General features: G+C 45.9%; 10 protein-coding genes. 4 read left to right on the plus strand and 6 right to left on the minus strand.

Annotated features, from left to right (window positions below; all coding sequences use genetic code 11):
- Window positions 1-87: 87 nt before the first annotated feature.
- The 3 genes from QSH61_RS17600 to purT all read right to left on the minus strand — a co-directional run bounded on the left by QSH61_RS17600 (window position 88) and on the right by purT (window position 3540).
- Window positions 88-1188, minus strand: a complete 1101-nt coding sequence (locus QSH61_RS17600; RefSeq protein ID WP_206471188.1) for a hypothetical protein — start codon at window positions 1186-1188, stop codon at window positions 88-90.
- A gap of 274 nt (window positions 1189-1462) precedes the next feature.
- Window positions 1463-2356 (minus strand): aldo/keto reductase, encoded by an 894-nt coding sequence (locus QSH61_RS17605; RefSeq protein WP_206471189.1) that lies wholly within the window; start codon window positions 2354-2356, stop codon window positions 1463-1465.
- Window positions 2353-3540, minus strand: a complete 1188-nt coding sequence (gene purT, locus QSH61_RS17610) for a formate-dependent phosphoribosylglycinamide formyltransferase (RefSeq protein ID WP_174170283.1) — start codon at window positions 3538-3540, stop codon at window positions 2353-2355. Before purT ends, QSH61_RS17605 begins: the two co-directional genes overlap by 4 nt.
- Window positions 3541-3702: 162 nt before the next feature.
- On the opposite strand from purT, the gene QSH61_RS17615 reads away from it, so the two are divergent.
- Genes QSH61_RS17615 through QSH61_RS17630 form a run of 4 tightly spaced genes read left to right on the plus strand, consistent with a single transcriptional unit; the run spans window position 3703 to window position 20365 of the window.
- Entirely contained in the window at window positions 3703-8685 is a 4983-nt protein-coding gene (locus QSH61_RS17615; RefSeq protein WP_206471190.1) for a non-ribosomal peptide synthetase, read from the plus strand.
- A gap of 2 nt (window positions 8686-8687) precedes the next feature.
- Window positions 8688-14999: a non-ribosomal peptide synthetase gene (locus tag QSH61_RS17620; protein ID WP_206471191.1), complete on the plus strand. Its 6312-nt coding sequence runs from the start codon at window positions 8688-8690 to the stop codon at window positions 14997-14999.
- A gap of 3 nt (window positions 15000-15002) precedes the next feature.
- Complete coding sequence (locus tag QSH61_RS17625) at window positions 15003-19115, plus strand: non-ribosomal peptide synthetase (protein WP_206471192.1); 4113 nt, start codon at window positions 15003-15005, stop codon at window positions 19113-19115.
- Entirely contained in the window at window positions 19112-20365 is a 1254-nt protein-coding gene (locus QSH61_RS17630) for an MFS transporter (RefSeq protein WP_206471193.1), read from the plus strand. The genes QSH61_RS17625 and QSH61_RS17630 overlap by 4 nt, the downstream gene beginning before the upstream one ends.
- A gap of 34 nt (window positions 20366-20399) precedes the next feature.
- Here QSH61_RS17630 and QSH61_RS17635 read toward each other — a convergent pair whose 3' ends face one another.
- The 3 genes from QSH61_RS17635 to QSH61_RS17645 form a co-directional block, all read right to left on the minus strand.
- Window positions 20400-21062: a fumarylacetoacetate hydrolase family protein gene (locus tag QSH61_RS17635; RefSeq protein ID WP_206471194.1), complete on the minus strand. Its 663-nt coding sequence runs from the start codon at window positions 21060-21062 to the stop codon at window positions 20400-20402.
- Between the two features lie 87 nt (window positions 21063-21149).
- The gene (locus QSH61_RS17640) at window positions 21150-22346 is read right to left on the minus strand and encodes an ABC transporter permease (protein WP_174170277.1); all 1197 of its coding nucleotides are present in this window, start codon (window positions 22344-22346) and stop codon (window positions 21150-21152) included.
- A complete protein-coding gene (locus tag QSH61_RS17645; RefSeq protein ID WP_206471195.1) occupies window positions 22336-23292 on the minus strand; it encodes an ABC transporter ATP-binding protein in 957 nt (318 codons plus the stop codon). Before QSH61_RS17645 ends, QSH61_RS17640 begins: the two co-directional genes overlap by 11 nt.
- Window positions 23293-23298: the final 6 nt, after the last annotated feature.

A 23298-nucleotide genomic window follows, 5' to 3' on the forward strand; every position in this document is an offset into this window, starting at 1 on the left:
CAAAGGTGAGCGGTCCTGTGACAGCCGCATCACCTTATTTTTTACTTGCTGCAACACGTAGGGCCGAAAGGCCCTTTTTTTAATTCTTCAACATTCTGAGTTTGAAACATTAAAAACGTACTGTAATTCATTGCGAGAATTGTAAAAATGAATTGTGCAACCTGTTACCTTACTGCTGTCTCCAGACTCTGGCGGAATTCCACCTGGATTACCAAACCGAGTCGCCGAACCATCCTTAAGTTTCAACTGTCCGAACTGACTTAATTTTTCTAGCTGGTATAAAACACACTCATTAGTAATTTCTTGCGGCCCATGAAGTGCTTGCAATAGCGTTGTAATTCTTTTCCCCCCAGCAACTCGCGAATGAGCTTTATTCAACTTCATACCCAGCAAAGGTACATTTTCAGCATCCCAACCGATATGATCTATGCTCAACGCTAGCACATCACGAAATGAGCTAGACTCTTCATTTTCATAAAACGTCTTAGCATAAACTAGCGGTTGCTCATGTTCAGGTATACTGACTGACACACTCGCTCCAAAATGAGATAGACTCACGGAACCTCCAGTGAAACGCGCGCCTTGATAAATTCTCTTATTAACATCAATACCGTCACCCATCCCAACTGTAATCTCAGCCAACGCAAGCTCCTCCAGTGCCATCATTTTTGAGGGGTCGAGCAAAGTTGCTAGCGCAGAATTTGATGGGCACGATTGTTCTGGCTGCTGAGCCTGACTACGCACGTTTGACAAACCATAACGACTCACATTCTGACTTGAGGTAGTTGCTAGTACGTGCTTCATCTCTTCATAAAAACTGGCCGCCTCTGCAAAGACCTTTTTTTGTACTTCCGTTAACGAAAAGGCAGTCACTTTGACATCATAGGGTAAAAGATCTTCATGCGTAACCCAAAAACCGTAAGTCGTTCCACTTGAAGGGTGTACAAGAAAAACCTGTTTTTTTGCAGAAGTACACTGCATGTTTTCAGGGGTCATAGGCGCGCTAGGTTTTAATGGATAGCAGCTTTTTTGTGGTGCATAAGTTTTAGCCATTTGCTGAGCTTTACTTTCAGATGTACATAAGCTGCAAAACTGGCCTCGATAATCAGACGCACTCGAATTCGCAAATACAGGTCTGGTGGCCAATATGCACATCAAGAATAGCACCGCTGAGATTATACATTTCATTTATTTAACTCCTTTTTAGAAATGAAAGTACAAAATAATCAAAAGAAGAGACAATATACAAGTAGTTTGAGATAAGTATTAAAGTTCAAAAGTCGTGCTCTCAGCTACTGCCAAGCTATCTATGTTTACTAGGAAAAACTTCGCTATTCATTTGTTCTAATTGATAAATTTTTAACAAACTACGATACCTGGGGTTTGAATGCAACTGATATTATAACTGGCTCAAATTTATTGCCGTGGTTTGCCCCAAATAACTTCAGGGCAAACTAATCGGTTATGGTACGCTATGCCCGGTGGACGCCGTCCAAATGCGATACCACTGCTCGCGACTCATGCTAAGTGACTGTGAAGCAAACGCGCTGGCAACTCGAGTGATATTTCCCGTTCCAAGCACAGTGGCGGGTTTCGATGGATGCATGGCAAGCCATGCGTAGATCACTTGATCAATTTCAGTGCTACCAATCTCTTCACCCACTTGCTGTAGCACCGCACGCAGTCGTTTGGCTTTTTCATCTTCGCTGGAGAATATTCTCCCCCCTGCCAGCGGCGACCACAGCATAGGATTCATGCCTAGTTGTTGGCACTGATCAAGCGTGCCATCGTCAAGCGCTTTCATCTCATAAGGTGAAAACTCAATTTGGTTAGTCACTAAAGCGAAATCGAGTCTCGATTGCAATAAGGCAAGCTGGCTGGGTGTAAAGTTCGAGACCCCAAAATGCAGCACATCGCCGTTTTGTTTGAGGGTATTAAACGCATCGGCAACTTCATCAGCATCCATCAGATAATCCGGGCGATGGATCAACAACACATCTAACCTATCCGTGCCGAAATGCTTTAGTGACTGCTGCGCTTGGGCAATGATATGCGCCTTACTCGAATCATAGTGGTTCGCCTTTCCCACTAGCCCCAAGCTTGGAAATGCGGGCTTAATGCCACATTTAGTGATGATCCGAATGTGCTCTCGAATACCAGGATCAAGCGCTAAGGCTTTGCCAAACTCCGCCTCACACTGATACTCACCGTAAATATCAGCATGATCAGTATCGCGTATTCCAAGCTCAATCGCTTGCTTTAAAAAGCGTAAATTTTCTTGCGGCGTAATTTGCCAATCTAATAGCCGCCAAAACCCCAATACTAATGGGTCAAGTACGCGGGTGTTTGAGTTCATAACGTAATTCCTACTGTTGCAGCCACTTGCTTGGCTTTTTCGACAGCACTTTCAGCCGAATCTGAGCGCGCTAACGCCACACCCATTCTACGCTTGCCACTCACCTCGGGTTTACCAAACAAACGAATATCCGTTAGTGGCTCTGCAAGCGCTTGTGCAAGATTGTTGAACTGTAGCTGTGTTGATTCCCCTTCGACAAGGATCACGCTAGATGCCGATGGCCCATTAAAGTGAATGGTGGGGATAGGCAAACCTAAAATTGCCCGAGCATGCAGCGCAAACTCACTTAAGTCTTGCGAGATAAGCGTGACCATGCCGGTATCATGTGGCCTTGGTGAGACTTCGCTGAAGTAAACTTCATCACCCTTAATAAAGAGCTCAACGCCAAACAGACCCCGACCGCCCAGTGCTGCCGTGACTTTTTCAGCCATCGCTTTACTGCGCTCTAGCGCGAGTACTGACATCTGCTGCGGCTGCCAACTTTGCTGATAATCACCATCTTGTTGCACATGTCCAATTGGCTCACAAAAACTCGTGCCATCAATGTGGCGTACCGTCAAAAGCGTAATTTCGTAATCAAAATCAACAAAACCTTCCACAATCACTCTGCCCTGACCTGCACGCCCCCCCTCTTGAGCGTAGTGCCAAGCCGCTTCGATATCCGCGACACTTTTAATCACACTTTGCCCTTTACCTGACGAGCTCATGATAGGCTTAACCACACAAGGTATGCCGATATGCGCGACAGCAGCATTAAAGTCTGCCAAGGTGTCAACAAACTGATAGGGGGAAGTAGCAAGCCCAAGCGTTTCAGCGGCAAGACGGCGGATCCCTTCTCGGTTCATGGTCAGTTGAGTCGCTTTGGCGGTTGGCACAACCGTGTAACCTTCAGCCTCTAATTCCACCAGCTTATCCGTCGCAATGGCTTCGATTTCCGGCACGATATAATCAGGTTGCTCTTGTTCAATAATCGCTTTGAGCTTTTCACCATCCAACATAGACAAGGTATAGCTGCGATCTGCCACTTGCATCGCTGGCGCATTGTCGTAGCGATCTAAGACAATCACTTCTGCACCTAAGCGCTTAAATTCGATAACGACTTCTTTTCCTAATTCGCCACCACCGCAGAGTAATACTTTGCAAGCAGTTACCGAAAAGGGCGTGCCCAGAGGTTTGATTTTCATGATGATTCCTTGGTTGGTTTGATACCCCATGGTAGCGACTTTTTGTCATATGCAAAAGCTGAGAAGACGGCAATTCAACTAGAAATCACAAAATACACATTTCAAACACATTCTTTACATATCGTACACAAAGAGCATTTTTATATTTAAAGGATTACTTCAATGACTGCCCAGTCTCCTATTGATTACAGCACTCAGCCGCAGATCTTATTAACGCGCGCACTCAACCAATACGCCAATAAAATCGCACTGGTATTTAACGGTACGCAAGTCACCTATCAAGCACTTGAAGAGCAGGTAACACGGGTCGCCACGAATATTCAGCAACAGGTGAGTCTGAGCCAATCTCAATCGCCTTATGTGGCACTATATCTCGAGCGTGGCATTGATATGGTCGTGGGGATCTTAGCGGCAATAAAATCAGGACTGGGTTATATCCCTATTTCCACGGAGGCACCCAAAGCTCGCTGCGAGTTTATTCTTGAAGATAGCCAACCAGCGCTTATCGTCACCCATGGACATTATCAAGCACTGCCACAATTTGGCCACACACCTCAAGTGCTGATCGACTCTCCTGCAACGCAAGCCTTTGTTACTCCTGATTATAAAATGAGTGATATTGCTTATGTGATCTACACCTCGGGCACCACTGGTACGCCAAAAGGCGTAGAAGTACCTTACCAAAACTTACTTTATTTAGCCGAATCACAAGTTAACCGTTTTGAGCTAGACCGATTAGACCGCGTTATGATGTTTGCTTCTTATATTTTCGATGCTAGCGTGTTTGAGCTGCTCGTGCATATCATGTTGGGTCAAACTGTATTTGTAACGACAGAAACCGAGCGACGAGATGCCAAAGCGCTGAGCCAATTGATCTCAAAAAATGCGATTCAATTTGGCGCTATCCCTCCTGCATTGCTGGCTTTGATGGATCCCCGAGATTTACGCTCGATGCGCAAATTAATCGTTGCAGGAGAAACCCCAAATCTAGAAATGCTATCTCGACTTTCAGAAGTCACGCGAGTGTTTAACGGTTATGGTCCTACCGAATATACCGTGTGCACCTGCGCCAATGAATATACCAATGCCGACTCCGAATTTAATATTGGTCAACCCTTTGTGAATACCAGACTTTATGTGCTAGATGAGCAATTGCAACAAGTAGCCAATGGTGCTATCGGTGAGCTCTATATTAGTGGTGCAGGTTTGGCAAAAGGATACTTAAACCGTCCTGAACTCACAAAGTCTCGATTTATCGCAAACCCCTATTATCAAGCAGAAGTAGACCCTGCGCACTTCGCTAGACTTTATAAAACTGGCGACTTAGTTAGTTTTGAAGGTGATAATTATCATTTTGTTGGTCGTAATGACAACCAAATTAAGCTACGCGGATTTCGTATTGAGTTAGGTGAAATAGAAAAAGTTGTTGCCCAACATGAGGCGGTAAAACTTGCAAGCTGCCAAGTAGTACAACGAGGTAATGCTAAGTTCTTGGTGGCATTTATCGTTCCCCATAGTAAACCCACAGCAGACCTTGGACAACACATCAGCCAGTTAGCAGAAAAGTTACTGCCAGACTACATGCTGCCAGATCACTATCAATGTTTAGACGCATTACCCATGACCGAAAACGGGAAGGTAGATAGCCGCGCGCTCGCTAATTACGAATTAAGTAGCCAACAAGACCAACCGCAAGATCAGCTGAGCCAAGAACAACAAGATTTTTTAACACAGTTTCAAGGTTTCTGTTTGCCAGGCCTTGGCTGGCAACAAGATTTTTTCCAACAAGGTGGTGACTCCATTTCTGCAATCAACCTTAGCAACCAGTTATTTCAGCAGTTCGGCTTAAGCGTGCCAACACACCTAATCTATCGCTATCGTAGTGCTGGACAAGTATGGCAGGCAATGCAAACTCAACACTTTGAAACCATTGCGATTCCAAAGCGCGATGCTGATTTTGCTGAGGTCGCCCCGCTATCACTGCAACAACGCGCGATTTGGTTTTTAGCCAAAGCCGATCCAAGTGATAAAGCCTATCATGCAAAGTGTACAATCACCTTCAGTGGTGATTTAAATGTACCAGCACTACAAGGTGCATTACAGGATATCGTTGATAACCATGCGATTTTCCGTACTAGCTACGACTTACATGAGCCACTGCAATATATTGCAAAACACTACCAGCAAGACGTGCCTTACTTTGACTTTAGTGAGTATCAAGAAGCACAAGCATTAGCTGAGGTCGACAAACTCGTTAATGGTCATATGAATGATATTTTTGCGATTGACCAATTACCGCTAGCGCGCTGGGCAATTGTAAAAATTAGCGAATATAAACATGTACTTATTCATATTGAACATCACTTAGTACATGATGGTTGGTCTTCTAACATCTTCCTTGCTCACCTATTTAGTTGTTATAAACAGCGCTTGCATGGCGCAAGCCAAGGTACTTTGCCTGAAATCACACAATACGCCGATTACGCAGCCTATCAGCATCAATGGTTAGGAACAGAGCAAGCCGAGTTGCAACGCCAATTTTGGAAAGCACAACTACAAGATGCACCGAGCCGTATTAACTTGCCTGTTTCTCGTCTCGGCGAAACCGCCACCGAACGTGGTCGCGCACACCGAGTAAAACTGCCTCGTTCGCTATGGAACAATTTAAAAGCCTACAGCCAAGCGCATCAGATCACGCCATTCGCCGTCGCCCTTGCGGCATTAAATATTGTCCTTTCGCGCTTTAGTGGCGATCAGGATATCTGTATTGGTTCTGGCGTTGCAAACCGAGGCTACACCAATGTGGATGATACCATTGGTATGCTCGTCAGCACCGTAGTGGCGCGAGTTCAGCAAACACCAGAAATGCCTGTTGAACAACTGGTACAGCATTGTTTTGAAGTCAGTAACGACATGCTGGCCAATCAAACCCTACCATTTACTGAAGTCGTCGCGGACGTAAACCCTGAGCGCATCAAAGGCGTCAACCCGTTATTCCAGATCTGTTTTAGCTTCCATGATTCACCACTCCCAGAGCTCACGCTTCCGGGGTTAGATGATATTGAGTATTTCGAGGCGATCAGCAGTCAAGCGGCGAAGTTTGAGATTAACATCGTGGTGCTTACCCGTATGGGGCAAGATCAGGATGATTCGGTCACCATGTTATGGGAGTTTGACTTAAACCGCTACGATCCTTGGTTTATCGATGCCTTGAGTGACAACTTCAGTCATATTCTCGCGCAACTTATCAGTGTAGATGGGCAATTACCACTTGAGCAGTTAAATTTACAAAGCCTTGCTGAGCGCGATGTTCAAGCGGCACAGCACCAGAGCCAAGACTTGCTGTCACTATTTACGCATCACGCGCAGTCTCGCAACCAGCAAACTGCACTTATCACCAGTCAAATGGAGTTAAGCTACCAGGAGCTAAGTACTCGATCAGACAGTCTGGCTGCACATATTCTTAAGCAGTATGGCACGCTTGAGTATATCGGCCTATACCTGCAGCCCGGCATTGACACAGTGGTTGCAATGCTCGCCATCATGAAAGCTGGCGCCGCTTATGTGCCGCTATCGCCAAGAGCGCCAGCTGCCCGCAATGCTTTTATTATTGACGATGCTCAGCTCAAGTTAGTATTAACTAACACCATAAGTCAGCAAAGCTTGAGCGAAAATGAGCAATCAAATTGGCCACTGTTAAACTTGGATAATACATTCGCGCCTTGCGATATTGCACTTTGCCGACCGTCGCCTGATTCTGCAGCCTACATAATTTACACCTCAGGTACGACGGGCCAACCTAAAGGCGTTATTCAAAGCCATAAAAATGTTGCGCGTTTGCTATCTGCCAGTCAACCGCTTTACCACTTTAATAGCGAAGATACTTGGGTGCTTTATCACGATACGATTTTTGACTTTAGTGTTTGGGAAATATGGGGAGCACTGTGTCATGGCGGTCGGTTGTTTATTCCAAGCTACGAACAAGCAAGAGACAGTTTTGGTTTTGTAAAGCAGTGTGAGCAATTTGCTGTCACCGTCCTTAACCAAACTCCAAGTGCATTCTATAATTTTAGTGATATTGCCATTTCTACGGGCGCGTCACTTGATAGCCTTCGCACTGTGATCTTTGGTGGTGAGCAGCTCAACTACGATAAACTAGCTCCTTGGTGGCAACGTTTTGGTAAACGTATTCAATTGGTCAATATGTACGGTATTACTGAAACCACAGTACATGTCACGTACCAACCTTTGCACCCTAACATGAATACCCAGATTGCTGACATTGGTGTGCCGCTCAATGATATGCAGGCTTGGGTGCTGGATAGTCAGTTACGTCCAGTACCTGTGGGCTGTCCTGGAGAGCTGTTTATCTCTGGTGCAGGTTTGGCGATTGGTTATTTGAATCAGCCAGAACTGAGCGCTACTCGCTTTTTCGAGCTAACGCTAAATGGCAAACTCACCCGCGTTTACAAAACCGGTGATAACGCCAGACTATTGCCAAACGGTCATTTAGAATATCTAGGTCGTTTGGATAACCAAGTGAAGATCAGGGGGCATCGTATCGAGCTTGGTGAAGTCGAATCCCAATTGCTCAGCTGTAGCGGTGTTAAAGAGGCAGCAGTGATCACCTATACACGCCAAAATCAAACGGCGCTAAGTGGCTATGCTGTGATGGAAAGCCATGCTTATTTTGACGCCGAGCTGTTACTTAATTATCTACGAACGCAGCTGCCAGCATATATGATACCGGATAGCATCACCCAACTCACGGCGATGCCACTAACCGTTAACGGTAAGCTAGATAGCAAAGCACTACCACTGCCGCAGGTGTTATCATCAAACCAATACGCAGCTCCGCGCACTGCGCTTGAACAGACGCTTTGCCAAATTTGGCAAACCACATTAGAACTGGAACAAGTCGGTATCCATGATAACTTCTATCGCCTAGGTGGTAACTCCATCTTAGCGGTGCAGCTCGTACGCAATGCCCATAAATGGCATCAGATTGCGATCCCGTTATCAGCGATTATTGCCAATCCATCAGTCGCGGCTCTGGCTCAACACCTAAACACCATAGAGTTGAGTGATATCACCCAATCTCAGGAGGCACCTGCCACCACCTCTTCACAGGTGATGGAGCTATAGTCATGGAGTTAACATCTTTACTGAACGACCTTCACGCGCAGCAGTTGCGCGTGTGGGTGTCTGAGCAAAATACCTTGGCACTGGGATATGAGGGTAACGTAGCGCCAACTTTGCTCACAGCACTCAAAGCGCATAAAGCTGAACTATTGGCGCTACTAAGCGCCCACCAGATCTGCTCCGAAGCCGCCTTTTTAAGTTGGCCATTATTAAAACCAGTGCCGCTTTCCAATGCCCAGGCAAGGTTGCTGTATGTAGACAAACGTGCACCAAAGTCCTGTGCTTATCATATTCCAATGCTGGTTGAGCTGAATGATCCAGCGCAGCAACAAGACATAATCTCGGCACTCGCACAGCTGCTTGTCCATCACCCGATCCTAACGAGTGTAATTGAAACCGATGCTGAGCATTTTAACTGCCGAGCAACCTTACAACCTCTAGCGGTCGAGTATCACCGAGCAACCACTTTGGCTCATGTACAAACACTGGTAAAAGAGCACATCCACACGCCGTTTGACCTCCATACTCAAGCTCCCTTTAGAGTCTGTATTATCGAGCTTGAGCAAAGGCGTTTTATGCTTTTCCTTTGGCATCATATCGTCTTTGATGCTTGGTCAATGCGAGTCATGTTGCGCGACTTAGTTAGCTTGCTACGAGGAGAAAGCATTAAGCCATTAAGCTATTTTGACTTTGCCAAGTGGCAACAAAGGCAAGAACAAAGCGCTGCACACAGTTATTGGCACACGCAACTTGCAGGCGCTCATGCCACACAAATTGCACCGCTGTTCGCTACACAAACACACGAAACCGAATCGCTCACGCACTATTTTGCACTTTCACCACAGCAAAGCCAGGCATTGCGTGCCCTAGCAAAATCATTAAATACCACAGTGTACAGCGTGTTGCTTGCCCATTACTGTTATATTTTGGCACTTCATAGCGGTGAAACAGACATCGTGATTGGTGCGCCATCGGATAATCGAGATCACCCGCAAACGCAAGAAATGATTGGCTTTTTTGTCAACACCTTAGTGCTTAGAGTGAAGCTAGATTATCGCCAAAGCTTTGCTAGCCTCGTGAAGCAAGTTCATGAGACTGTGCGCGCCGCAAAACAATACCAAAGTTACCCTTATGATCAACAAGTTGCCTGTTTGAGTGAGGGCAAACACTCACCTCAGCCAAGCCTGATGTTTAGTGTACAGAGATTTGCCAGCGAGCTTATGGACGAGTTTGCGTTACCATTTTCAGCGGTTGATGCTTTTACTAACGAGTCTTTATATAACCCGATTAAATGTGATTTCCGTCTGGCATTTGATGATAGCAATACAAATCTGCAAGGACAGATAAGTCTTGATCCCAATAAGTTTGATGATGCATTTGCACAGCAATTTGCCCACACCTATCAGCAATTATTGGTACAGCAGTTAGAGCACAGCGACGTCGCTCTTGAGCAATTATCAACTTCTCACCCAAGCACAAAGCCATCAGCAACCACAGTTAAGCAAACTTCAACCCTATCGCTATATCAACAATTTTTAGCCTGCGCCTCAGCAGCTCCAGATGCACCAGCGTTACAAATCAACGATGAGGTTATTACTTACCAAACACTCGCTGCGCGTGTTCAGCACCTGACTGTGCAACTCCAAGCACAGTTAACCCACGAGCAAAACCCTGTTATCGCGCTGATATTTGAGCGCAGTCCAGAGATGATAGTCGCCATATTAGCAACGCTTGGAGCCGGTGCTGGATATTTACCCCTCAATCCAGAGCAAGGCCAAACACGTAGTGAGTTTATGTTGCAAGACAGTAGTGCCAACCTGCTACTTTGTCATCAAGCAACCTTGAATACAGCCATGTGTTTTAGCGCAATCACAGAGGTGCAAAACATTGACGAGTTAGCGCAACAACCAGCTCCTGTTTTCGATATAGATCAAGCGAACTCAACGTGTCATTCATCACTTGCATATATTATTTATACTTCTGGAAGCACCGGTAAACCAAAAGGCGTCATGGTAGAGCAGCGGCAAGTTCAGGCTTTGGTTCAAAGCGCAACTGCGGCTTACGACTTTAACTCCAGCGAAAAAACACTGAGTCTGGCTCCGTACTTTTTCGACGCGTCCGTAGAGCCACTCTTTTTAACGCTGCTCAACGGTGCTTGCTGGGTGATCATGAATGAGGCAAGTGCAAACTCGCCAGCTATGATAAGCGAAACTATCGTTAGCCAAAGGATCAGTCACTTAGTCACAGTTCCTGCATTTTTAAGTGCCATTGGTACGCCGCCCCAGCATCATGCACTACAGCGTGTGATCACCGGTGGTGAGCCTTGTGACCGTAATCTCATGGAGGCATGGACGCCTCTTCTTCATATTGAATATGGTCCGACCGAAACCACGGTAACCGCAACAGCAAACCACCAGCCGCTACAATCACGCTATTTCAATAATATTGGTGTACCACTGCCTCATGTTGATATTCAGATTGTTGATGCCAACCTCAAAGCGCTGCCACCCTTTTGTCAAGGAGAGATCCTGATTGGTGGCGCGAGTGTCGCACGAGGCTATGTTAACCTTGCAGAGCAGACGGCGTCGCGCTTTATTAACTGGCACGGAACACGTATGTATCGCACGGGCGATCAGGCGCGGTATCTGGCAAACGGCGAGATCCAATTTTTAGGGCGTGCCGATGAGCAGGTAAAAATTCGTGGCTATCGCATCGAGCTACAAGAAATAGAGCACCTACTTAACCTGCATTCGCAAATCAACCAAGCTTGCGTCAAAGTACAGCAAAACAACCATCTCATTGCTTATTTCACTGGCGACCAAACCCTCTCTCACACCGAGGTTGTGAAGTGGCTACAACCACAGTTGCCAGATTATATGTTGCCAAGTGCCACGTGTTGGCTCGAACAATTGCCTGTGCTCGCCTCTGGTAAAGTGGACAGTCGCAGCTTACCAAGCGTCGCTCTGGTATCACAGACACCATACCGAGCACCACGCACCCCATTAGAGCAGCAGCTTTGTGCTCTATGGCAGACGCAACTTGATGTTGAGCTAGTAGGTATTGATGATGACTTTTTTGCCTTAGGGGGCCATTCTCTCAGTGCAATGACATTAGTGGCTAAAATGCACTCTAGCTGTAACGTTAACATCAGTTTGAGTCAATTTTTGCAAAGCAAAACGATAGCGCAACTGGTATTACAACAAACTAGCAACGCCAACGAGCCTTTAGCGGTCGCATCAACATCACAATCACTTGATGAACTCATCGTGCCAGCGCAGCAGCAAGCGATGCTCACCAGTGAGCAATTAGCAACACAATCAGGCGCTTTTCATATCCCCTTACAGCTTAAATGCCCAAGTGAGCTACAACAGCAAGCGTTACAACACGCAATCTATCAGCTGGTTGAGCGTCATGCTATTTTGCGCACCCGCTACACTCAACAGCAACAAGGTCGCTGGGCATATAAAGATGAGCAAGGCGTGCCAACATGCAAAACCCTCATAAACACGCCGCATAGTGAATTTATCGCTCAGACATTTGACCTTGAGAATGATGCGCCGCTACGGATCGGACTGTATCACCAAGATGATGAATTTGGGGTGTTACTGGTATTTCATCACATAGCCTTCGACGGCTGGTCGACACAAGTATTGTTGGATGAACTGAACACGCTGCTATCAGGACACACGCTTGCCCCAACCTCACTGCAATTTCGCGACTATGCATATTGGCAATCAACACAACAATACGACGATGCCGCAGCATTTTGGCAGCAACACTTGATTGATATTGATGTCACCCCATGGCCAACCGATGAGCCAAGACAGGCGTTGTTTGATCATCAAGGTGAAGCATTCCCCTTTACCCTCTCAGCAACACTAACAGCTGAGTTAAGGGAGCTGGCAAAATCACATCAGGTATCTATGTACAACTTACTACTGTGTGCTTTTCAGCTCGCATTGTGTGCATGGGATAGTCGTGAAAGTATCGTCGTTGGCTCCCCCACCGATAACCGCGATTCGGCATTTAAAGATACGCTAGGTTACTTTGTTAATACCTTACCGATGCCGCTGCGTGTCGACTTAAATAAGAGTTTTTCTGACTATCTAAGACAAAGCCAAACGCTGTTACTTGCGGCAAAATCTCACCAACAATTGCCACTAGAGTCAATTGCCGCGCAACTTGGGTTGATCCGAGAAGTGGGTGTATCGCCACTGTTCCAAGTGTTTTTTACCTTTGATCAGTTCTCACTACCAACAGCGCAATATCAACATTTTGAAGTCGCCAGCGACACCGCCCAGCAAAACCAATATCACCCGGCCAAGTTTGACTGGAATTTGGTGATTAAAGATATGCCAGACCAACTGATTGGTCAGCTTATTGTTGCTCGCAGTCGTTATCAGTCTTCCCGCTGCCAACAATTTGTGCACTTTTTCTGCCGTTATCTTGAAAATCTCTGTCAGTACAACGAGAAGCCTTTACTGCAATGTCCTTTAGTTAGTACGAAATATTTACAGCAAGTCATCTCAGAAACTCGATTATCACAACCAAATGACGCTTTTTTAGTGCAATTTGCAAAGACAGTAGCAGCGTATCCAGCACGCACAGCATTAAGCTTCGCCGAGCAAACCGTGAGTTACCGCGAGCTAGACTTGTTTTCTGATCACTTAGCAGCACAGTTGATTGCTACCAATGACGAAGGCTCACCAGTTGCATTATATTTTGATAAAGGTATAGAAGCTCCCATAGCAATGCTAGCGGCGCTAAAAGCGGGCATGCCCTTTGTTTCACTCTCAGCTAATCATCCCGTTGCTCGTCGCCAAGAGATTATGGCAAAAGCGCAGGCAAAACTGCTCCTTAGCCGCACACCACTCAGCTGGAATGCATTGCCAACACTGACTCTTGATGTACAGACATTACAGCAAAGTGCTCAACTACGGCCATTCTCAGCCAACACTCATGCAACAGACAAGCTGGCTTACCTCATCTTTACTTCGGGGACGACGGGAGAACCAAAAGGGGCGATGCTGTCTTACCAAGGCCTTGCTAACCTCTGCACCGAGAAGCGCAACACCCATAAATTAGAGGGAAATACTCAGGTAGTCACTAGCCAATATGCTGAATATGTTTTTGATGCCTGCATTTGCGAGATATTCCCAGCCCTAGCTGCCGGCGCTAAACTGGAAATCATTCCAGAGCCAATACGCAAAGATCCACAACAGCTGTGCCGCTATCTCAAAGCTAAACAGGTCAACGTCGCGTTTATTCCTACGGTATTTATCAATCAGTTTCCAAAGTGGATAGCGGATATTAACTTAACCGTATTGTATGCCGGTGGTTCTCGTTTAGACCCAGTCAGCCACAAGTTGGCAGAGTATCATTTCAATGAGTATGGATTAAGTGAAACAAGTGTCACCGCAACACTTAGTGAAGTGTACCCCAATACACCTATCACTATTGGTAAGCCTATTCGTAACACTCGATGCTATGTGTTGGACCCTTTTATGCGGATTTTACCGGACGGTGCGTTGGGTGAGCTATACATCGCCGGTGATTGCGTCGGTTTGGGCTATTGGCAGTCACCAAAGCAAACGGCAAAACACTATATTGACTATCACCTTCGCTGTGAAAACAACCACTTTTCTGAGGAAAAGCTCTACCGCAGCGGAGACTTAGTGCGTAAAAATCAGCAAGGTGAATTCGAGTTTGTTGCCAGAGCTGACACACAGTGGGATTTACATGGTCACCGTGTTGAGCCAGGCGAAATCGAGTATAAACTCAAAGCGCATCCAGATGTTGACCACGCCGTTGCACACTTACATTTAAGTGAAACAGGCAAAGTGCTGTTGGGTTATGTCGTACTTAACGCTAACACTGAGTGTGATGTGAACGACCTTCGCCAATGGTTGAATCAACAACTCCCAAGCTATATGCAGCTTGCTGCGATATCACAGATTGACGCACTTCCAATGACAGTAAATGGCAAACTTGATACCGCTCAGCTCATCATTCCAACGCTGCAAGATAGTATTACCTATATCGCGCCAGAGACGGAACTACAACAACAACTCGCCAATGCTTGGCAGCAAGTGCTTGAAGTCTCCGAGATTGGCCTACAACACGACTTTTTTGCTTTAGGTGGCTCATCGATACAGGCAGCACAAGTTACCGCTCTGTGTAGTCAAGCACTCGGCAACGAAATTGCCGTCGCGACCTTACTGACTTACCCACAACTTGACGCATTTGCCACGCAAGTAGAACAACAGCTAAACGCGCTCGCCAGCAGCGAAGACTGCGAATTTGAAATGGAGTTATAACGCATGATCGAATCATTTATTTATGAACTAAAACAAAGTGGGATAAGCGTTTGGCAGCAAGAGGATAAATTAAAAATTGCTAGCAACGTGAATTTACAAGGCCAAGCCATCGTTGAGCAGTTAAAACAGAATAAGCCACAATTGTTACGCTACCTCACAAGGCAAGGCATAGATAGCAAAGCTCGTTTTGATGAACTGTCTATCTTGCCGTTGGAAACGCGAAGCGCTCCGCTTACGCTTGGGCAGCAACAACTACTGTTTACGCAAGAAGTGAGCAACGCGGCAAGTACTTATCATATTCCATGCCTACTCAAAATCGCCAAGCACTGCGATATTGAAAAACTCACAGCAGCAATAGAACAACTGGTGATCCGCCACAGTGCGCTAGATATGGTTGTGGCCTATGATCACCAAGGAAAGACGATACAGCAGCCTGCCAATGAGGCGTTTATCGTGACGCATCATGAGCTTGGTAATCTAAACTTGCATGAGCAGTGCGAGCATTTCTTTAATGAGCCCTTTAGCTTACAGCATTCTCGACCATTTCGTGCCTATGTCATCACCTCAAAGGAGCAGCAACATGTGTTTTTTGTCTGGCATCATATCGCCTTTGACGGATGGTCTTTGGGACTGTTTTTACAAGAATTGACATCACTCTATGAGGGAGAAAATCGACCTCTGAGTCTACAATTTAGTGATTATGCTTATTATATGGCAACACCCGGCCAAGGTGAGCGACAAGCAACAAGTCAACGTTATTGGCAAACTCAATTGGCTGATTACGAACCATTAAAACTTGCGCAAACTCAGTCGCGCCCAGCCACCTTTGATCATCGCGGCGCGATACAGAGCATTGTGCTAGATGAAAGTACGACCCTAAAGTTACAACAAACAGCGAAAACGCACCGCATTAGTATTAATACACTTGGGCTTGCGGCTTGGTATCACACCCTTGCGCTGCTCAGTCATCAACGTCAATTTGTTGTTGGTATTCCAAGCGAGAACCGTCCAACGGCACTGCAGCAAAACATACTTGGATATTTTGTTAACTCATTGCCGATTAAAGCGGATATCGACATGACGATGTTACTTGAGCGCTGGTTCACTCAAGTTAATCAAGTCGTTAATCAAGCCAAACAACATCAGGCCTTGCCGTTTGAGGCCATTAAGAATAGCTTAGACGTACCGCTCGACACTAGCATGCACCCGATATTTCAAACGTTGTTTAGCAGTAGTCAGTTTGCCCCTGAGCAACATCATACCTTATGGCAAAGCATTGACCTTGATCTTAGCCAGCAGTGCCAAGCGAAGTTTGATTTAACGTTACACTTGAGTGCAGGGAAAACCACTGAGTTGGGGTTAACTTATGCCACGGCACTTTTTTCCAGCTCATACGCGCAGCAGATCCTCGAGTTATATCAAACGGTTTTACAGGCATATCTAACAGCTGAAAACGCCCAACAGCCTCTCTATAGCCTACCTTTATTGAGTAACACGGCGCAGCAAAAACAATATCAATTAAGTGGAATGCAACACGCCTATCCGAGCGTGGCAAGTATCACCGACCAGTTTGCTGAAATAGTAGCGCGCTATCCAGATAAAGCCGCTATCAGTAATCGCCATCAAACCATGAGCTACCAAGTGCTTGATAATCAAGCCAAGCAACTTGCCAATGCAATCTTGGCAGCCTGCCCTGAACCCAAAGTCGTCGCACTCTACATGCAAAACGACATTGAGTTTGTGATTGCCATGTTGGCGGTACTAAAAATCGGCGCGGCATACACAACGCTATCGCTCAAAGACCCCGTAGCGCGTCATCAATATCAATTGAGTGATAGTCATGCCGATGTAATTGTCACCTTGCGTGAACATAGCCAAACATTGGCAACACTCAACCACAACAATATCGTTGAAGTTTTCTGTGATACGAGTCTGGAAGATACTGATATTACGGCCGATTTTGAGCCTATGTACATCGCACCTAGTGAAGTCGCGACGATTATCTATACCTCAGGTACGACAGGAAACCCTAAAGGCACATTGCTCTCTCACGCCGCAATTAGCTCTTTGGCACTCGATAATCATAGTTACCAGCATCAGCCCCAAGATAGCTTTATTCAACTCGCAAACCCAGCTTTTGATGCCACTCTATTTGAGATATGGAGCGCATTACTCAACGGTGCAGAGGTGCACTTAGGCTATCAGGACAGCCTTAATTCTGCAGCGCAGCTCAGTGCAACATTACAGACGCTGAATATCACTTCGATGTTTCTAACCCGTTCACTGTTCGACACTTTGTTGCTGCAAGACGAGCATATTTTCGCTTCTCTGACTCATTTACTCGTGGGTGGTGAAGCATTAACAGAGTCGATGGTAAATAAATTGCTGGCGTCCACATCTTGTCCAAAACACTTTATCAATGGTTATGGCCCGACTGAGTGCACCACATTTACCACAGTGCAAACGATGTCTAAACAGCAGTCTGAGATAGCAATCGGCAAGCCAATCCCAGGGCGAGCAGTGGCTGTAGTCGGTCGCAATAACGAATTACTGCCACTTGGCTGTCCCGGCGAGTTAGTGGTTTGTGGACATGGCGTGGCTGCACGTTACCTCAATCACCCAACACTCAACAGCGAAAAGTTTGTATCCCTAAATCTGTTTGGCTCAATGCAAAAGTACTATCGCACGGGCGACTTAGTATATTGGAATGCACAACAGCAACTGTGTTATATCAACCGTGGCGACCAACAAGTCAAAGTACGAGGCTTTAGAATTGAGTTGGCAGAGATTGAGCATCACCTTAATCAGCTGGCGGATATAGATAGCTGTGCGGTTATTGCCAAAAAGCAGCAGGCTCAGACCTTGCTGCATGCATATTTGGTCATCAAACCAGCGGCCGATCAAGCTGCGGCACTCAGCCACTGTAAAACTCAGCTTACCAAGTTACTTCCTAGTTATATGATGCCACATAGCTTCACTGTCCTTTCGGCGTTACCGTTAACGCTCAACGGCAAACTCGACAAAACTAAGCTGCCAGAACCTGAGCTAAAGCAGCATCAACTCGTTGTGCCACAAACCAACACAGAGAAGGAAGTGCAGGCCATTTGGCAGGATATTTTAGGCCAGAATCCACTTTGTTGTGCGACGGCAGTAACTGAGCAAGGTGCCGATTCCATTAGCTTATTAAGTTTCTGTGGCGCGGCAAGCAAGCGTAATTGGCAGCTAACGCCACAACTTATCCTTGAACACCTATCAGTGCAGCAACTGGCAAGATTTATTGATCATCAGACCCGACTTGATTTTGCCACCATGAATGAAGATCAAGCAATTGAAGCTGCGCTTGCCCATGAGCATTTCGCTCCTTCGCGTTTTTTTAATGCACCGCAGGGTGAGTTTCTGCTTCACCTCATGCCCGCAGCAGCAACCGCAGATAGCTTTGCACCTCTGTGTGAAAAACTCGCGCCCGACCTGCGCATTCACGCATTAGAAAATATCAAACTGTTCACAGGCAAACACATCAGCTTGCATACTATGGTGCGCTATTATGCTCAGCGTATTACAGAGGTATCGCCAACTGGCCCACTTTACTTGGGTGGCTTTTGTGAAGGTGCGGCATTGTCACTGGAAGTGGCGCGTTACTTGGCCGAAATGGGTAGAGAAATTGTCCATTGCTTTTTGATTGACCCCGTCTTACCAAGGCTTACTTCAACAGCGCGTCAGGCCGCTGAAGAAGAGTATATTCGCTCGCAAGACGATGACGCTAAACCCATCGCTCGAGCATTTTTAGACTTTACTCAATACTTTCAAAGCGCGACGGCGTTTACCTTCCCTGTGAGCTTCTTTATCGCCGATCATGTCAGTGATGAGGCCATTCCACTTCCGGCACTGAGGTTGATCCATCAAGTGGAAGACATACCTGCGCTGTATAAGCGGACATTTGCAAGTGACAGAAATGGTTTTGAAAATTTACTTGCCAATGCAGACTATATTACACTTGAAAGTGCACACGATGAAATCATGACCGACGCTAAAGACTTATCCATCATCGCGTCACACATTAATGCGTTAATGCAGCAAACGAATAGCGCCGCAACCACTGTGGAGCAACGCGCATGACTCGTTCACTATTTGCTACACGATACGGCATCCACCTTGGGTTAACTATGTTTGCCAGTATGCTGGTGCTCCCTATTTTTACGCCTTACATGCTGAACTTAGGCCTAGCATTGCAAGATGTGGCTTTAGCTATGGTAGTCATGGCTATCACTATCGTGGTATTTGAAGTACCAAGTGGTATTGCGGCAGATGCCATTGGTCGCCGCAAAGTATTTTTAGCTTCTTTAGTGTTTGCCGCTGTATGCAACTTACTTTTATTGTTGAGTGAAGACTTTTGGCACGTCTGCTTAGCCATGGCATGCTGGGGATTAAGTCAGGCGTCGTTAACTGGCACGCTCAACGCATGGTTTGTTGAAACTTATCAAAAGCTTGAAGGAGATGAGCCACTGAATAAGGGGTTCGGTAAAGTGTATGGTATTGGCTATCTTATCGGCGCCAGTGCCGCTTTATTTGCCGCCCTCTTTTTGGCGTTTGCGACTAGCCCAACACAACAGCTCAACCACTTGTATCAAGCCTTAATCTTGGTTTCGATAGCGGTATTGTGTGTGGTATTTGCATGTACTTTTGTCGTGGTGAAAGAGTCAACGAGACCTCAGCAAGAGGTGGTTGAGAAAGGACTGATTAGCCAAGCTAAGGCCATGCTGGCAACTTGTAAGCAAAGTGGTATGCAAAGGCTGCTGTTGGTGATTGTTTTTGCAATTCCTGTTGCCAGTAGCATAGAGAAGTTTTGGCCTGCTCTAGCAGAGCGCTATAGTAGTGCACCAGTTGACTCTATTGCGTGGATATTCCCAGCAATGATGGCAGCTGGGTTTTTATTAAATGGCGTCGCTGCTGCGATCAGCGCTCCGATCTGTTCTCTATTTGGCCAACGCTTAGGGTATGTCATGGCGTTCGCTCATTTCGCCAAATTAGCCTTTGTGCTGTTACTTGCTTGGGTTACGTCACTACCATTACTGATTGTAGCCCTGCTGTGCTTTTATCTTTGTATGGGACTAGCGCAACCGGCACAACTGCAACTACAACATCAACTGAGTAGCGATAACGTGCGAGCTAGTGTGGAGTCAATAATGTCACTGACCACTCGCTTTGGTGGCTTGCTCGGCTCTGCATTAACCGCTTTACTGTTGGGCTACGTCAGCCTGACTATCAGCTGGATAATATTAGGCGTAATTTCACTCGTTGCTATCATGCTGTGTTGCTCGAGCACAATCAATCAACCGGAAGCTGAGCTCGTTGCTGCGCAGTCGTAACAGACTACGCAGCGATGTACATAAAAGCGAGAAGCTAATCTATCGCAACTTTGCCATGCCAAGGAGTATGGCTTTTCAGCTGCAGCGTAAGTTCATCGCCATGCGCTAGGCTCCCTACCCCTTTTGGCGTTCCTGTTAAGACAATATCTCCTGGCTGAAGCGTAAAGTAACGAGCAATGTCCTTTAGCAACTCAGCGATTGGAAAAATCATTAAGCTAGAGTCGCCATGTTGTTTAAGCTCTCCATTTTGCCAAAAACGATATTCAATACACTCAGCAAAGGTGTTTTCATCACATGGTACAAAAGGCGTCGCTGGGCAACTATTATCATAGGCCTTTGCCCGCTCCCACGGGTGCCCTTGTGCTTTTAGCTCACTTTGTAAGTCTCGTAATGTCAAATCGAGTGCCAGCCCAATTCCGGCGATATGCTTGAGAGGCGCTGGGGTTTTTGCATCGATTTTGGTGCCTACCAATAGTGCAAGCTCTGCCTCATAATGATGTTCGCCAAGTGCGGCGTCCAACTTCATTTCATTATTAAATGGTACTAAGCTCGTTGCTGGTTTGATAAACAACAGTGGACTGCTTGGAATAGGGTTATCTAGCTCTTTCGCGTGCGCTACGTAGTTTCTACCAACACAAACGATTTTTCCCGCTGGTAGACTTATTTTATTGTTTTCATTATCAATGTGTTGATACATTTCACCCTCTCTGTACGGCCACAAGCTTTAGTTATGGAGCGTACCATAACCAAAGCGTTGTGCTAGCAAGTTATCATATAAACGGTATTATTCCGGTTTACAGACCCAGCGCACCATATCCTTAATTGAGGGTTCCTTGCCATACATCACCATGCCCGCTTTAAACAATCGCCCCGCAGCAACACGGATAAGGTAGCAACCAAGTAATGCGCTGACCAACGCGCATAACACTTGCCAAATGGGTACTTCAATTAACGCCATTTTTACTGGCATCACCACAAATGCGGTAAGCGGGAAAAGACTCAAAATATCCACGGCAAGGCTGCTAGGACTATCAACAATCATAAACGCGATAACAATTGGCAATATAGGGATCATCATAAATCCTGTCTTGCCACTATGGTTAGGATCGTCAATAGCTGCGGCTATTGCTGCCATAAAGGCTGTTGCCATATAAAGACCTACTATCGCAAACAGGGTAAACCAAGGCAACATTGCAAAGTCTATCATCGTAAAGTCCAAGGCTTCGTTTTTTACAACGACTTGTATGAAAGCCATCGCCAACAAAAATGAAAATAACGTACTTAACATAGCCTTTAGACAATGGAGCATTTGACCAAATATTTTGCCGTCAATCCAAGTTTGCGCATTCATACAAGAATATAATTGCTCGGTAACACGCTGCTGCTTTTCTCCGGTGATAGACACGAAGATCTGTCCAAATGACGTAAAAATACCGATGAGCATCAATAGCATCACGCCAAATGCTGTCATCGAAGACTGGTTGTGTGCCTCCTTAACCGCATCCTTGGTGTATTGATTGGAAACGCTCACAGGTTGCTGTAACAAGGCGAGCTGAGCGGCAGATAAATTAAAGCTCTGTGCGAGTTCGTTGCTGTAAAACTGCTTAAGCGCTACCTCAACTTCATTCTGCCAAGACATTTTACCTGTGGTAATCAGTTCAAACTGTAACGCCTCACCCGTTTGGGCTTGAAGTATCAAAATACCGTCAATTTCCTCTTGTTCTAACTGAGTCAGAAGTTCAGCTTTTGAAGCATCAACTCGCTTTAGAAGCAAAGGCTCAGGTAGCTGAGTTAAGTTCATGGCGGATGGTGTTGCGATAACATATTGCTCAGGTTCAAAAAACGAAGTGCTTTGCCAAAAATAGATAAGCAAACCTATCGCCAGCATAATTGCTTTACCGATCAGCTCCTGCTTGAGTTTAAAAAAGTACATAAACTCCCATTTGGTCACTTGCAGTATCTGTTGCAGCTTATGAGACATGGGCATTCTCCTGAGATTGCACTTTGCCTTGATGAGACTCGATTGCTTTAAGATAGAGTTGATGCAAGTCCATCGTTTTGGTTTCTATTCCTTGCAAAGTCGTTGATTTAGACAAATCGGCGAGCAGCAAATTAAGCTCTGAGGAGTCACTCAACTCAAACTTAATTTTATTCTGACTTAATTGAGTACAAGCCACCCTGTAGTTGCCTAAATTGAGCGCTGCGTAGTTCGTTGCTTCACTGAAACTCACTGTGATGTCGATGCCAACACCAACGTCCTGTTTTATTTCGGCTAACGTGCCATAAAGCACGGCTTGCCCGTGATTCATTAACAGCATTCGATCGGCAAGCTTTTCCACCATCGCCATCTGATGTGCGCTTAAAATAACCGTCATGCCTTGTGCTTTTAACGCTTCTAAAAACACCACCACCTTTTCTTGGTTGATGGGGTCAAGACCAGAGAAAGGCTCATCAAGCAATACAACCTTGGGTTTGTGCAATACTGCCGATATTAACTGTACTTTTTGCTGATTGCCTTTTGACAACGATTTCAACCGCTCATGCGCTCTATCACTTAAGTCAAACTGTGTTAGCCAAGACTCAATCTGTGCTAGCGCTGCGTTTTTCTCAACACCGCGTAGCTTGGCAAAATAGAGCAAATTCTGCTGCACGGTTTTTTCAGCGTAAAGCCCTCTATCTTCTGGGAGATAACCTAAACTTTGATGAGGGATTGATTGATATGCTTGCCCATCAATATTCACAGCGATTGTGCCGCTATCTGGATAGGTAAATCCAACCAACATTCTCACGAGAGATGATTTACCCGCACCATTGGGGCCCAGTAATGCAAAGATCTCACCTTGTTTAACGCTAAAACTTAGATTGTCTACTGCTTTTACCGAAACATATTGCTTCGACACCCCTGTTACTTGCAATAAATCTGGCATAACTTT

Origin of the sequence: Pseudoalteromonas sp. JC3, from assembly GCF_030291895.1 — a bacterium.
Taxonomy (GTDB): Bacteria; Pseudomonadota; Gammaproteobacteria; order Enterobacterales; family Alteromonadaceae; genus Pseudoalteromonas.